This is a genomic window from Herbaspirillum sp. DW155 (genome assembly GCF_037076565.1).
Lineage (GTDB): Bacteria > Pseudomonadota > Gammaproteobacteria > Burkholderiales > Burkholderiaceae_D > Herbaspirillum.
The window spans coordinates 2,511,660-2,525,200 of sequence record NZ_AP029028.1 but is presented as its reverse complement, the minus strand read 5'-3'; the positions used below and the strand labels follow the sequence as shown (position 1 = coordinate 2,525,200).

The 13,541-nt window shown below is 55.9% G+C and carries 11 protein-coding genes; 3 read left to right on the top strand and 8 right to left on the bottom strand.

All coding sequences use genetic code 11. The features are described from left to right. The first annotated feature begins 13 nt into the window (after positions 1–13). Positions 14–700 carry a Fe2+-dependent dioxygenase gene (locus AACH55_RS11560; RefSeq protein WP_338719776.1) on the top strand — a complete coding sequence of 229 codons (687 nt, stop codon included), beginning with the start codon at positions 14–16 and terminating at the stop codon, positions 698–700. Positions 701–715: 15 nt separating this feature from the next. Here AACH55_RS11560 and AACH55_RS11555 read toward each other — a convergent pair whose 3' ends face one another. The 3 genes from AACH55_RS11555 to AACH55_RS11545 all read right to left on the bottom strand — a co-directional run bounded on the left by AACH55_RS11555 (position 716) and on the right by AACH55_RS11545 (position 3,950). After that, entirely contained in the window at positions 716–1,594 is an 879-nt protein-coding gene (locus AACH55_RS11555) for an NAD(P)-dependent oxidoreductase (RefSeq protein WP_338719774.1), read from the bottom strand. A gap of 69 nt (positions 1,595–1,663) precedes the next feature. Then, positions 1,664–2,182, bottom strand: a complete 519-nt coding sequence (locus tag AACH55_RS11550; RefSeq protein WP_338719770.1) for an SRPBCC domain-containing protein — start codon at positions 2,180–2,182, stop codon at positions 1,664–1,666. A 193-nt stretch (positions 2,183–2,375) separates the two neighbouring features. Then, on the bottom strand, positions 2,376–3,950 hold the full coding sequence (locus AACH55_RS11545) for a subtype B tannase (RefSeq protein WP_338719768.1): 1,575 nt from the start codon (positions 3,948–3,950) through the stop codon (positions 2,376–2,378). 588 nt (positions 3,951–4,538) lie between these two features. Between AACH55_RS11545 and AACH55_RS11540 the strand changes: the two genes are divergently transcribed. Continuing rightward, complete coding sequence (locus AACH55_RS11540) at positions 4,539–5,999, top strand: methyl-accepting chemotaxis protein (RefSeq protein ID WP_338719766.1); 1,461 nt, start codon at positions 4,539–4,541, stop codon at positions 5,997–5,999. A gap of 148 nt (positions 6,000–6,147) precedes the next feature. Here AACH55_RS11540 and AACH55_RS11535 read toward each other — a convergent pair whose 3' ends face one another. Then, the gene (locus AACH55_RS11535) at positions 6,148–6,462 is read right to left on the bottom strand and encodes a cupin domain-containing protein (protein ID WP_338719764.1); all 315 of its coding nucleotides are present in this window, start codon (positions 6,460–6,462) and stop codon (positions 6,148–6,150) included. A gap of 494 nt (positions 6,463–6,956) precedes the next feature. Here AACH55_RS11535 and AACH55_RS11530 point away from each other — a divergent pair. Then, positions 6,957–8,191 (top strand): IS3 family transposase gene (locus AACH55_RS11530; RefSeq protein WP_338715475.1). Its coding sequence is split into 2 segments (ribosomal slippage): positions 6,957–7,317 and positions 7,317–8,191, totalling 1,236 coding nucleotides; the frame shifts between segments, so codons are not numbered across the junction. A gap of 201 nt (positions 8,192–8,392) precedes the next feature. Here the strand turns inward: AACH55_RS11530 and AACH55_RS11525 are convergent. The 4 genes from AACH55_RS11525 to AACH55_RS11510 form a co-directional block, all read right to left on the bottom strand. After that, positions 8,393–9,025 (bottom strand): isochorismatase family cysteine hydrolase, encoded by a 633-nt coding sequence (locus AACH55_RS11525; RefSeq protein ID WP_338719762.1) that lies wholly within the window; start codon positions 9,023–9,025, stop codon positions 8,393–8,395. Between the two features lie 140 nt (positions 9,026–9,165). Next, positions 9,166–10,113, bottom strand: coding sequence for a helix-turn-helix domain-containing protein (locus AACH55_RS11520; RefSeq protein ID WP_338719760.1), 948 nt, complete (start codon positions 10,111–10,113; stop codon positions 9,166–9,168). A gap of 418 nt (positions 10,114–10,531) precedes the next feature. Beyond that, positions 10,532–12,088, bottom strand: coding sequence for a methyl-accepting chemotaxis protein (locus AACH55_RS11515; RefSeq protein ID WP_338719758.1), 1,557 nt, complete (start codon positions 12,086–12,088; stop codon positions 10,532–10,534). A gap of 229 nt (positions 12,089–12,317) precedes the next feature. Then, positions 12,318–13,511, bottom strand: a complete 1,194-nt coding sequence (locus tag AACH55_RS11510) for an HD-GYP domain-containing protein (RefSeq protein ID WP_338719756.1) — start codon at positions 13,509–13,511, stop codon at positions 12,318–12,320. Between the last annotated feature and the right edge of the window lie 30 nt (positions 13,512–13,541).

The following is a 13,541-nucleotide window of genomic DNA, read 5'->3' as shown; positions in this document are numbered from 1 at the left end:
TGAGGTCTGGACGATGTTATTGCATATTCCCAACGTACTGAGCCGGGAGCAGGTCCGGGCGATGCGTGCCGCCATTGATGCAGCCGACTGGATCGATGGTCGCGCCACGGTCGGCAGCCAGGGCGCTCAGGTCAAGCGCAACCGTCAACTGCCCGAAGATTGCCCGGTGGCACGCGAACAGGGACAGATCATCCTGCGCGCCTTGCAGCAGAATCCGATGTTCTTCCGGGCAGCGCTGCCGGCGCGCTACATGCCTCCGCTATTCAACCGCTATGCCAGCAGCACCGGGGAAACCTACGGCCTGCATGTAGATGGTTCGTTGCGCGGGGTTCCCCATTCACCGGTGTGGCTGCGCACCGACGTCTCCAGCACGTTGTTCCTGAGCGATCCCGAGGATTACGACGGCGGCGGTCTCGTCATCGTCGACAGCTATGGTGAACATGAGGTCAAGCTGCCTGCCGGCGACCTGATTCTCTATCCGGCCACCAGCCTGCACAGCGTGGAAACGGTCACGCGCGGAGAGCGCGTGTGCTCCTTCTTCTGGACGCAGAGCCTGATCCGCGATGATGCGCGGCGGACCCTGCTGTACGAAATGGATCGCTCCATCGACAGCCTGCGCAGCCGCGTGGGGGAATGCAAGGAAACGCTCACGCTGACCGGCAATTATCACAACCTGCTGCGCATGTGGAGCGAACCGTGAAGCGGGATCACCGGCTCAAGCGCTACGCGTGGGCTCCGTGAACAGCTTGACCACGGCAGTCATGTTTTCCTTGCCCAGGCCACACTCCATTGCCGTACGGAAGACCCCGCGTGCGGCAGCGATGGTTGGCACCATCAGTTCCGACGTTGCAGTGTCCACGGTATAGGTAAAGTCCTTCTCGATCAGCTCGACCGGAAACTGCGGGGCAAAGCCTCCCGCGAGCATCGAGCCGGCCACACGCCCTGCTACCGGACTCCATACGGGCGTCGCCGCAACCGCTTCGAGTACCCTTGCCACGTCCGCGCCGGCATGACGGAGCAGGCCTATCAGTTCGCCAAGGACGCTGACCTGGATACCAAGCAAGGTATTGGTGGTCAGCTTGGTCAGTGCCCCCGCCCCGAGCGAACCCACGTGCTGGATGACGCTTCCCATCGCCGTCAGGACGGGTTCGGCGCGGGCCAGCGTAGCAGCCTCGCCACCGACCAGATAGACCAGTTGGCCCGCCTCGGCCTGGGGCGTACTTCCCGATACCGGTGCCTCGAGCAGGGCGATCGACCGGTCGGCAGCTTGGCGTCCCAGATCACGTATCCAGTCCGGAGTGAGCGTCGAGCTCTCGATCGCAATGGCGCCAGGACTCATGCCGGCCAGCGCACCGGTGGCTGCATCCAGCCACACCTGCCGCGAAGCCTGATCGTCACGCACCATGGCCATGACGAAGTCCGCGCCCATGGCGGCTTCCTTGGGCGTGCCGGCCCATCTGGCGCCGGCGGCTACCAAGGCATCGGCGGCAGCCGGGCTGCGATTCCAGACGGTCACGGTATGACCTGCCTTGATGAGATTGGCGGCCATGCGCGAGCCCATCGCACCCAAGCCCAATACGGTGATTGTTGTCATGTCTCTTACCTTTTGGTGGGCGGGCTTCCTGTGGGGGCCCGGCCCTGAATGAACAAAATGGCGATGCCGTTACGAGCGACGTGCCTGACGTGCTGCTGCCACCAGGCCATCCAGCCAGTCCTGGTGTCCGTTGATCATCGGATTGGGCTTGGTATTGTGTAGCACCTCGGCCGGCTTGCCTTTCTGAGTTTCCTGCGTAAGGATCCGCACCCGCCCCCCGTCCAGGTCTTCCACCAGCCATGCGTGATGCACGTCCAGGCGATCGTCGCTGCCTACCTCCCCGGCCCAGCCGTGCCAGGCGATACGACCGGCCTGGCCGGCAGCAGGGGCCACGTATTCATTGCATTGCGCCTCGACCGGGAAACCAAAGGTTTCGAAATAGAAGCGGTCCCCGTCCGCCAGTTGCGGCCCCTTGCCGTCGTAGAAACGTACATTCGCCGAGTTGGCGTAATAGGTAGGCCATTGGGATGGCACGGCGAGCAGCGGCCAAACGTCGGCCGCACTCAGGCCGGCGACGATGACCTCGTTGGAAGCAAAATTCTCGGTAAAGCCCGGCACGTAGCCTTCGGGCCAGATGATGGCGTTCATGTCACATCCCTTTACATTGTGCAGTTGAATGAAGATGAAGCAAGCCACAAGCGTGTCGGACTGTCATTTGCCGACGGTTGCAGAGGATTGCCTCATCACAGGAAGGTCATGATGCGAACAAATCAGATATAAATCCAATCCTGTTTTCTTATCATTGTCATCAGCTCAAATGATATGAGAAATGATCATTCCCTCAGCTGGTAGCTTGCTCTACCTGTGTGTGGATCCATGCAAACAACGCATCGAGATCGTAGTCGCCGCTGTGCGGCCGGCCCCAGGCGAATTCCAGGTCGACCGCAGCTCCGCGCTGACGAGCAGCCGCTGCCAACAAGGCGGGAACTGCCAAAGAGGTATCACGGTCCAGCGTCCCCTGACGGATCCGCCAGCGCCCTGCTGCGAGGGAGCGCGGATCATCGATCTGTTGCATGGCATCCATGGCCTTGACGGTCCGGGCGTCGGCCATTGCGGCCCCGGCCACCTTACTGTGGCGCGCCGAGAAGGAGGTGAAGTGACGCTTGTCGGTGGTCGCATCGCCGAAGAGCTGGTTCTCGCCGGTTTCGAGTGCCAGACCATCGAAAGCGGGCTGACTCTTCATGCGACCGACGGTGCGGACGTAGGCGGCAAAATCCAGCGCCACCGGCTGTCCCGCCTGCATGCGCAGCCAGGGCGTTCCGCTGAGGTCAGTGCCGCTGGCGCGAGCCTTGCGCGCGGCCTCCACCAGCAGACCGGCGATGTGCTCGCGCAACGGGCCCTGCCCATCGGCGTGCAGGCCCAACAAGTTGCCATCGGGCGAACGCAGTCCGAGTTTGTTGACATAGTCGACAAAGCTGGCACGCAGTTCAGCCGACAATTGCAGTTGCATATCGTTTAGTTGCCCGACGACTTCCTGGCGCTGCACCTTGTAGTCAAGCATCGAGATCGCAACGTTACGATACTCTCGTAAACCTTCGAACTGCCATTCGTAGGCTTCATCGGCATGAGCCAGATTTGTGATCGGGCAGTAGGCCGATACCGCAAAGATATCGTCGCGCCCGGGCGCCGCACCTATGGCGCCGAGCTCGGCTTCGTAATCAGGATGATTGCCGCTGGCGCCCAGAAGCGCGGACAGTGCGCCCCCGGCGCTGGTACCGTTGGAGATGATGCGCTCCGGATTTCCGGGAAAACGGCCAGCGTTGTAACGTAGCCAGCGTACCGCTGCCTTAAGGTCAACGATGGCAGCCGGTGCCTTACCGGTCCAGCGACCATCGGCTCGCTGCTGGGTGCGGCCGCGCGCACCCGGTGCGGCAACGATGAAACCCTGCGCCAGCGCAATCGCGCTGGCACTGGGAGCGGCTGCAGCATCTGCCATCCCGGGGGGCGGACCATCACCCGGCGGTAATCCGGGCGGACGTCGATCGCCGCCCATTCTTGGTGGCATGCCACGGCCCGTCAGAGTCCCCGGCTTTGCGGGCATATAGCCGCCTACCGCATTGGGAAAGAAGATAGGCGCGGTACGCGCATCGAAGCGACCGAGACTTCCTCCATGGAAATAGGTTTCAGGGATGTACAAGTTCAGGACCTGATATTCCGGCTCCACCGGTCGCGCCACGTAGGCAACGCCCTCGAAAGCTCTTAGCCTGACGACCTGTCCACCGACGGTCACGGTCTGAGGCATATAGCGAGTCAGGTCCAGCAGCAGTCTGTCATCCTGCGCAGACTGTCCCATTGCCAACCCAGAAGCGGTCGCCGCTGCTGCCAGCAGCGCCCAGTTGAATTCTCGACGATCCATGATCCTAGTTTCCTTTGGTAATGAAATATTCAACGCGCACACCGGCTATCTCCACACTCCCAGGCGGCGGCCAGCCCGCATGATCCCCGTCAAAAGCGAGCAAAGATCGCAAAGTTGGGGGCAGCAGTTTGGATTCAAGTTGGGCCTTAATATCCTCACCTCAATTAAATTTCCATAAATTTACGCCAAGGCGCCTGCAAGAAACATGCGGTCAAATGATTTTGTCGCGGGATCGTACCTTTCATTTTAGTTCCGCCAATGCCGTGTACAGATAACTCATTAACCACTTATATACTGGATGTTAAGTTTTTCGCAGGATTGCAAATCACCCCGTCGCGCTCACCCGGCAAGCAACGAACGATAAAGTAATGGCGCGAAGCCCACCGGGTACCGATTTGCAACATTACTTCGGTATTTGGCAACGCTGCTACTGGCCGGTTCGCTTTATGATGTAACGTCAGCACCAAAGCGTCTTATGGACTGATACAAAAACTACTCAGAGGGGGAGAGCACAATGAACATTTCCACACGCCTTTTAGTACTGACATTGACGGCGCTATCCGGGCGGCGCTCGTAGTCGGACTATCTTTGCAAGCGCTGGATACGGCTTTACACAATAGCCGAAAATCGGAAATTCTTAATCTGCTGAGTAAGGCAGAGTATCTCGTTACTGGCTACCAGCAGCAGGTCGCTGACGGCAAACTTCGGGCGGAGGATGCGCAGCAGGCAGTTCGATCAGCCTTGTCAGCACTCAATGCCAACCGCACCAGTTATTTCTTCGTGATGCGTCCCGACGGACTGATGCTGGTGCATCCCAACCGCGATTTGATCGGCCGCAAGATGCTGGGTCAAGGTGCTGTACCTGGGCAGACGGACTTGCAGGCCTATCGGGAAGGGCTGGACAAGGGACATTTCGCGCTGGTCGACGTAGTGGTGAAACGTTCCGCAGATGGTCAGTTGGAGCGAAAATTGCAGGGTCTGGTAGAAGTTCCACAATGGAACTGGTACATCGGGACCGGCTTCTTTTACGATGACATTAATGCTGTCTACTGGGAGGTGGCAACTCGGCTGCTCGGAGTGGGAATAGCCATTTTCCTGGCGTTGGGCACGATCGCCTGGCTCATTGCCCGCAGTGTGCGTCAGGTACTGGGAGGCGAACCGGCGCACGCGGGTGCGATCGTCGCCAAGATTGCCGCTGGCGATCTCTCATGCACGATCGAGCTCGCACAGCAGGACAGCAGCAGTCTGCTGTTTTCATTGAACGAGATGCGCCAGAGACTGAGCGCGATGGTCCGCGGCATCCTGCAATCTAGCGAGGCCATTTCGACGGGCTCGCGCGAGATTGCCCGTGGAAATCTGGACTTGTCGCAACGAACCGAAGCGCAGGCTGCATCGCTGGAGCAAACCGCAGCAAGCATGGCGGAGCTGGCCAATACTATCCATCAAAATCGCGTCAGCGTCGGTAAGGCCAGTGAGATGGCGCAACAGGCTCTACTTAGCACCCAAGACGGCGGGCAGATAATCGAAGAAGTCATCGGCACCATCCAGGGCATTGCAGCGCAGTCGAAGGAGATCGCGCAGATCACCGGACTCATCGAAGGTATTGCTTTTCAAACCAACATCCTGGCACTCAACGCCGCCGTGGAAGCAGCCCGGGCTGGCGAACAAGGACGTGGTTTTGCCGTGGTGGCTACGGAAGTGCGTTCGCTCGCTCAGAAGAGTGCGGGTGCCGCCAAGGACATCAAACAGTTGATCGATTCTTCGGTGATGCGTGTCACCGAAGGTAATAGGCAGGTCTCATCTGCAGGCCAGCAGATGGCCAGTATCACGCAGGCCGTAGAGCGGGTCAGCCAGATAATGAAAGCCATTGACGATGAGGCTGCCGAGCAGAGCAATGGCATCCAGCAGGTCAATGTCGCTGTGATGCAGATGGATCAGGTAACGCAACAGAACGCCGCGCTGGTCGAAGAAATCACTGCCGCTTCTGCCATGCTCGATGATCAGAGCAAACAGTTGCTAGAAATCGTATCCCGCTTCAGCCTGCGTTGACCGCGCCGGCCAGCGATTCAGGGCCTGCTCAGGAGACGGGCCTTTTTGAAACAGCTGGTCCAAAGCATCCCAAATCCAGTCTCCGGTCGACTCAAATTGTATGGACATCTCCATACTGATGAAAGCTGCTGCGTCGATATCGCCGCCATTAGACGCTGCCTTCCCGTTCAATCACGAGTATCCGAGCCTCACCTCGTGGATGTGCGACATGCTCACAACCAATGTCGGCATAAAACATATCACCGGAATCCAACAAGACCGACTGTTCGAATCCATTGTGATCGCGGTAGCGCATTTCTACACTCCCGTCCAGCACGACGAACAGTTCGGCCCCATCGTTGGTGTGCCATTGATAAGGTTGATTGGTCCAATGTAGGCGGCAGGTAATGCCATCCATATTGGCGATATCCAAGGCCTGCCAGGCGCGCTCTGCCTTGAACTCCTTGCTCCTAATGATTTTCATGATGCATTGCCTGTTGAGTTGACCAGTCTGGGCTACGTTTATTTCCGTGAATATTACGACTGGAAATTGACCGAGCACTGCCGTGAATTCCAGACGGGCCACATTAAAAACCATCTGGCTCAGGTCAATCACATTATAAATAGTCGCCGAATCACTCGTAGCCAACAGTTCGCGGCTCAGGACGGGCTGAGGTCGTTACACGGGCCTGGCTTGGATCTGCTTAAGGTCATGATAATAGCCCATGATGTTGTCCCGGTAGTTCGTGTGCGTTTCCCGAGAGTGGTGTCCGTGCACAAACTCAAGGACCATTTAGGTGGCGATCCAGCCACTTTGGTCCGATACAACTATCGAAAACCGATTCCCCCAACTGCCATGCCGACTTGCCGCTGCAGTGATAAATCTAATTCACTGCGCTTGCATCAACTTAAACGCTGCCTGGAATAGCCCCTTGAATCTCAGGACACGAAGACTCTCTTAAAATAGAGGATAGTCTTATGACCAGTTTTACGACTAGGCAAACCGTGGAGCACATCGAGATTCTGACCGAGCCGGAGCGTCGCAGAAGACGCACGCCCCAAGAAAAAATAGCCATCGTCCAGGAGACCTTGGCTCCTGGAGCTTCCGTATCAGCCGTTGCCAGGCGACACGGGGTGAACGCGAACCAGGTGTTTGGTTGGCGCAAGCAGTACCAGGAAGGCAGTCTGACCGCCGTCAAGGCTGGCGAGACGGTAGTCCCGGCCTCGGAGCTGGCCGCGGCCATCAAGGAAATCAAAGAACTGCAGCGGCTGTTGGGCAAGAAGACCATGGAGAACGAGATTCTGCGCGAGGCCGTCGAATGGGGCCGGTCAAAAAACCTGATTGCGCGCTCGCCCTTGCTGCCGGAGGACGACCAATGAAAGTGGTCTGTGACGTTCTCGGTGTGGCGCGCTCTGCAGTGGCAGTAAAACGAGCCCGGAGCCCGGAATGGCGAGATGGCCGTAGTGCTCGCAAAGTCGGCGACAGCGGCTTGCTCGAAGAGATTGAGCTGTATGTCGCGAGCTTGCCGAGCTATGGCTATCGCCGCATCTGGGCTTTGCTGCGACGTAGCCGGGAATCTCTGGGGCAAGCGTGCGTGAACCATAAGCGGGTCTATCGCGTCATGCGAGAGCACGCGTTGCTGCTGCGCCGACCTGGTGTGAGACGCGACAATCGACGCCACGATGGTCGCGTAGCGGTCAAGCAAAGTAATGCGCGCTGGTGTTCGGACGGCTTCGAATTCCGTTGTGATGACGGGGCTGCATTGAGAGTGACGTTTGCACTGGATTGTTGTGACCGTGAAGCCATCAGCTGGGCGGCCACTACCGGTGGGCATAGCGGGGATGTCGTGCGCGACGTGATGCTGGCCGCCGTGGAGCAGAGGTTTGGAAGCACGCAGACTCCACAGGTGATTGAATGGCTCAGCGACAACGGCTCGGCCTACATCGACCATCGCACACGCAGCTTCGCTCGCGAGCTGGGATTGGAGCCCTTGACCACGCCCGTGCGCTCGCCACAGAGTAACGGCATGGCGGAGCGGTTCGTAAAAACGATGAAGCATGATTACATCGCCTTCATGGACAAGCCCGATGTGCCTACGGCGCTCACGCATCTGGCCTCTGCCTTCGAGCAATACAATGAGCGCCATCCGCACAAGGCCCTGAAATACCGCTCGCCTCGCGAGTTCAGACGGGCTGCAGCATCAGTAACTTAACGATGTCTGAGTGTCCTGAATTGCGGGGGCAACTACACTGCCCATATTCATCGCGATCTGTATCCGCATCACTAGACGTCAGTGAAATTACGGGAACATACACAGGTATCAAGATCGCACAGCCAGCGCTCTTAAAGCCCGGATGCGTTGCGGAGAGCGACTCGTCGGCGTGCGCTGTTCCTTGATCTACTCTCGAGATGGTCAGAGCACTTTAGCTTGGAATTGTTGCGCGGTCATCACATGAGCGGTGGAAAATGCAAGCATGATGAGTGTTGCCTTGTGCATTTGCTCGGCCGTCATCGCACCGTGACCCAAGTCCGGATAGTCAAACGTGCCCGTTACGTCCGAAAGGAACACGGTCTTGTAGTTGAGGAACATAGCCTCCCGGGCCGTTGAGAGACAGCAATTTTCGGTCGTGGTGCCTGTGATAATTACTGTATCAATACCCCACTCGCGCAGTATCAGGTCTAGGTCAGTCGCAAAAAAGCCGCTGTAGCGGTGCTTCTTGATGACATGCTCACCAGGTGCGGGCTTCAGGTCCGGGTAAATCTCTGCGCCATGGGTTTCGTCCACCAGTGCTATGCGATTAGCAATCGGAGGGTAAAGATCATCGTAAAGACCCATATCGCTGCCATCCTTGCGATGCACGTGTGCGGTATAGACTACTTTGATACCCTTCTTTCGACAAAACGAAAGCGTCGCGGCGAGCCTGGGCACCATCGCCAGTGCTTGTGCAGACTGCATTGGAGCGCCTTCAACAACGAAGTCGTTTTGCATGTCTACGACAATCATTGCACTTTTCTTCGGGTCGATAATGTCGAGTTGATACGGCATGGCCAAGTTCTCTCCGTTCGGTTGATGAAATTTTCAGAATTATGGTATCGCTCGGTAGCTCCCCCCATTTGCCTGAAACCGACATTCGATTTGCTCAAGAAGACAATCATGCAATGCTGTGCTTGGTTCTAGTTTTCAGATTAAGCGTCGCGAAGTAGCTGTTGCGGGTTAATCCCATGCAGTGCTTTGAAAGAGCGACTAAAGTGGGACAGATTTCGAAAACCATGCGCGTAGGCGACATCGCTCACTCTCTTGAACGGCCCGGACGTCAACGCTGCATAGCTTGACTTGAGGCGTTCCTGCCAAAGCCATTGCATTGGAGTGGTGCCGTGCGCGGCGAACAGACGAAGCAGAGTTCGACTCGACATGTGCAGATCTGTAGAAACGCTGGACAGACTGATATCCGGGTCGCTAAGACGCTGTCGCAGGTAGCGTTGAGCCATGCGAAGACGCGATTTTTGTATTTCGCTCTGCTGTTCCGATTGTGGACAGTTACTTTGTATGGCAGCAAGGCAGATGTCCAAAAGCGGACTCCAGATATTCTTGCCGTGTGTGTCCAGGTCCGAGGCAATGTCGGATAACGCAATTTCACTCAACGTCGCCTTGGCGATTCTTGCAAGTGGAGAAACCGCAGGAACGCGCATGGCTGTACAGTTTGTTGCTTGCGCAAACCGAGACAACATGAGGAGACGCGGCACGGTAATCATCAAAGCGGCGCAATGTTGACCGAATGCAATGTTGAATGGTACTGCCTGATCGTGCAGCATTAAGTCGCCCGATTGAAGCTGCGTGCTGCGGCCGTCTTGCTCGAGCTCCATGGCCCCTAGTCGGCCGAACCAGATCAGAAAATCGTCGCGGTAGTCCTTTCGGATCTCTCTGTTTCCACGCATGACCTGCAATGTCACATCCGGGCTCACCTTAGAGCTAATCTTACTCACAAGCAGGTCGCCGAAGGGACGTACCTGTACTTGCGCGCTGAAGGCTTGGTCTTTGATTGAGCGGCACTCAGTTACGGAATAATTACGACAAGTCACCTGATGCCAGTGCTCAAAAGGATCATCTGGAAAGACATCTTCGTAAGCGGTCATATCGCGTCTTCCTAAGCAGCCTTATTGAAAATAGAGTGAGTTACCTGGGACTATATGATGCCCGAACGCGCTTACTGCAGATACCTGGCCGTCGTACTGTACGGACGCGCTAGCCCGGACACACTCCACGTGCACACCTGCAATACGGCGCTGGACGAACTGCGTACGCATTTTACCGAGGAAGCCTTTATGAATTTCAATGGTATAGCGATGGCGCTATTGAGCACATTCGGTGCACTATCCCGCAGGATGCTCTCCATGTTGCACGCCCTTAGTTCTCGGTCGCCTTCCTTGCCCGGCCAGATTCCGCCGGCCTTCTGCCGTATATCGTCATTGAGAAGTGTTCTGATCATCCCGCTCCCAAACTGAGTAACACGGGATGTAAAAGCATTTCAGCAGATGTGGCAGGCCCTTAGTCTCAGTGGCCCCCCTCCATGTCGACGATGACTCCCTGCGGACGAGTCTCGAAGAATGAGATTGTTTGTTGCAGGAATACCGCCTGCTCTTTCAGGAGGTTAGAAGCGGCCGCTATCTGCTCTACCAACGCTGCATTCTGCTGGGTATTCTGATCGATCTGGACAATGGCGTCATTGATCTGCGAAATTCCCGAGCTCTGTTCCTCAGAAGCATTGGCAATCTCGTGCATCAGTTCTCTGGTCTGTCCGGCACTGGAAGTGATTTGCGAAATCGTATCTACGGTACCTTCAACGATAAGCTTGCCGCTTTGAATATGTTCAACTGACGCCACAATCAAGTCCTTGATTTCCTTGGCTGCACTGGTACTGCGCTGGGCGAGTGCACGCACCTCAGATGCCACTACGGCAAAGCCACGTCCGTTCTCTCCAGCGCGAGCCGCTTCCACTGCAGCATTAAGCGCCAAGATGTTGGTCTGGAAGGATATTCCCTCAATCACAGCGATGATTTCCGACATACGACCGGAGCTGCTTGCAATCTCATGCATGGTATTGACTGCGTTCTGGATTTCAGCGCTACTGCGATGTGCGACATCAGACCCCGCAACTGCCAGTGTACTTGCCTGGCGGGCGTTGGTGGAGTTGGTCTTGACTGCACTCAGCAGCTCTTCCATGCTGGATGCGGTTTCTTCCAGCGATGCCGCTTGCTTCTCTGTCCGATTCGACAAGTCTAAGTTGCCGTTGGAAATTTCCGCGGCAATTGACGTCACAGCATCGGCGCTGTCCTGTACTTTTGCAATCACATCCTCCAGGTTCGACCGCATCGCCGCAATTGAATGCATCAACTTGGCGATCTCGTCACTGCCAGCAGTCTCCACCAAGGTAGTGAGTCGCCCGGCACCGATCTGTTCTGTCACACTTACCGCGCGCCGTAGTCGCGTCGATATCTGGCGCGCCAGCGATACACTGATAAAGAGGACCAACAAGCCCGCTAGGATGGATGCCATCCAACTGGCGCGATTGGACTCCGTCAGCGCGGCCGTCACCTCTGTCTGATATTGTCTGGCGAGTTCCTGGTTGTATGACTTTGTATCCTCTATGCTCTTGACCAGCGCGCCGATTACCTGCCTGCCCTGTAGCAGTATTTCGATTGAACGTTGAGGATCTCTTTGCTCAAGGATCTGCTCTCTCAACTTGTTGTATTCAGTGAAGTTTTTTTCGATCAATACAAACAGAGCACGGTCTTTTTCATCTGAAATATCTTGGCGTTTGTAGCGTTCCAATCCGTCCTGAACACGCTTGTAAGACACCTCCATTTCTTTCTTGGCGTTGACCTTCACCTTATCATCGTTGATGAAGACATAGCTCAATACATCAATCCGCAGTTTATAGACAGCTACACTGATCTCGTCGAGATCGGAAATACTCGGCACCGTATCGTCAACGATCCTGTGGATACTATTGCCAACTTTATCCAATTGCACGAGATTGACGCAGCAGATACTGGCCATCACAGCAACGATGAAAAGTGAAAAGAGATAGAGTTTTCTTGCGATACTCATGGCAGCATATTTCCTAGTCAGGTCGTCGGTTCGCCAGTGCTCTCTTCTCAAGGAGAACATACGCGACCGAACAGAAGATATAAGTCCTATCGAAACCAGATGAAAGGACCGTGAATGTTACTAGTGCCGCGACGTATGACATCGCGATGTCACGAGATGTTGAGAAGACGCCCCCCCCGAGAACGTATTTGTTGATTTATTTTCTTTCACCTGGCCTTCAGGCGTGTCCTTATATGCTTAGAAGCATGGATTTCGCTATTCCCTTCACATCGTTCCAATGCTCATCGATTTTCTCTGCAATCTCGTCTCCTGAATTGCGGTCGGATAGATCAATCAGGACGGGTTCAGTCATTTCTGTTGCCGCAGCGTATTCCACTATCCTGACTACCGGCCGCAAGAGTTCATCGTGGTTTTGTCTGATTACCACCGCATAGCGCCCAGAGCGCATCTTGACGACGCTGCCAACTGGGTAGATACCGATGCTCTTGACGAATGCTGACATCAGAGTGGGATCGAAATGCCCTTTCCAGCACGCCATACGGGATATGGCAGTAGCTGGTTCCCAGCCCTGCTTGTAGGGACGATCTGACGTGAGCGCATCGTAGACATCGGCAATGGCAGCCATGCGCGAATACAAATCGATTTCATTGCTGAGCTTGCGCAAAGGATATCCCGACCCATCCATTTTCTCGTGATGATGGAGACACACCAAAGCGACTGTAGGCGGTATTCGCGGGTTTTCCTGCAGATAACGGTAACCCAGCGTCGTATGGCGCTGGACAAGCTTGTATTCTTCCCTCGTTAGTTGCTCCGGCTTGTTGAGGATGTCCTCGGGAATAAAGGCTTTTCCGATATCGTGAAGATATCCTGCCAAACCGGCCTCCATACAGGCGTCTGCATCCAGGCCGATGGTGCGTCCAAGCGCGACCATCAGAACTGAGACTGAAAGAGAATGCGCATAAACATACTCATCGGCGAGCTTGAGGCGCAACACGCTCATGATGGTATCCGGGTCTCGTATTGCCGCTGCGGTCAGATCTTCGACAATGCGTTGGCAAATCCGCACGTCTACCGCTTTTCCCAGACGTACCTGGCAAAAGAGTTCCTTGGCCAACTCCTTCGTTTCCGCAAAGAGACGCTGCGCATCCTGCCATGCGGCGGGCACTTGTTGCGCTCGTTTCGCATCATCATTCCTAGTCTCAATCAATGGAATCAGATCGCTTGGTCCGGCAAGGTCGTCCCCCAGCGCGATATCAATCCAACAGGTGTCATAGCCCGCCCCAACCACCTCTGCAACATCCGAAGGCGAACTCAACTTGAAGCCTGTTCGCCAGAAGGGCGAGTTAATCCATGAGGCATCAAATCCACAAAAATACATCCCGACAGCCAGTTGTTCGACCGCGATTTTTTTGCGCTCGCTCATGTCATATCAAAGAGAGAAACAAGGGATAGT

Excerpts from the sequence above, each read along its gene's own strand:
- AACH55_RS11520 (WP_338719760.1), bottom strand. The coding sequence starts at position 10,113 with ATGACCGCTTACGAAGATGTCTTTCCAGATGATCCTTTTGAGCACTGG.
- AACH55_RS11515 (WP_338719758.1), bottom strand. The coding sequence starts at position 12,088 with ATGAGTATCGCAAGAAAACTCTATCTCTTTTCACTTTTCATCGTTGCT.
- AACH55_RS11550 (WP_338719770.1), bottom strand. The coding sequence starts at position 2,182 with ATGAACGCCATCATCTGGCCCGAAGGCTACGTGCCGGGCTTTACCGAG.
- AACH55_RS11545 (WP_338719768.1), bottom strand. The coding sequence starts at position 3,950 with ATGGATCGTCGAGAATTCAACTGGGCGCTGCTGGCAGCAGCGGCGACC.
- AACH55_RS11535 (WP_338719764.1), bottom strand. The coding sequence starts at position 6,462 with ATGAAAATCATTAGGAGCAAGGAGTTCAAGGCAGAGCGCGCCTGGCAG.
- AACH55_RS11510 (WP_338719756.1), bottom strand. The coding sequence starts at position 13,511 with ATGAGCGAGCGCAAAAAAATCGCGGTCGAACAACTGGCTGTCGGGATG.
- AACH55_RS11525 (WP_338719762.1), bottom strand. The coding sequence starts at position 9,025 with ATGCCGTATCAACTCGACATTATCGACCCGAAGAAAAGTGCAATGATT.
- AACH55_RS11555 (WP_338719774.1), bottom strand. The coding sequence starts at position 1,594 with ATGACAACAATCACCGTATTGGGCTTGGGTGCGATGGGCTCGCGCATG.
- AACH55_RS11560 (WP_338719776.1), top strand. The coding sequence starts at position 14 with ATGTTATTGCATATTCCCAACGTACTGAGCCGGGAGCAGGTCCGGGCG.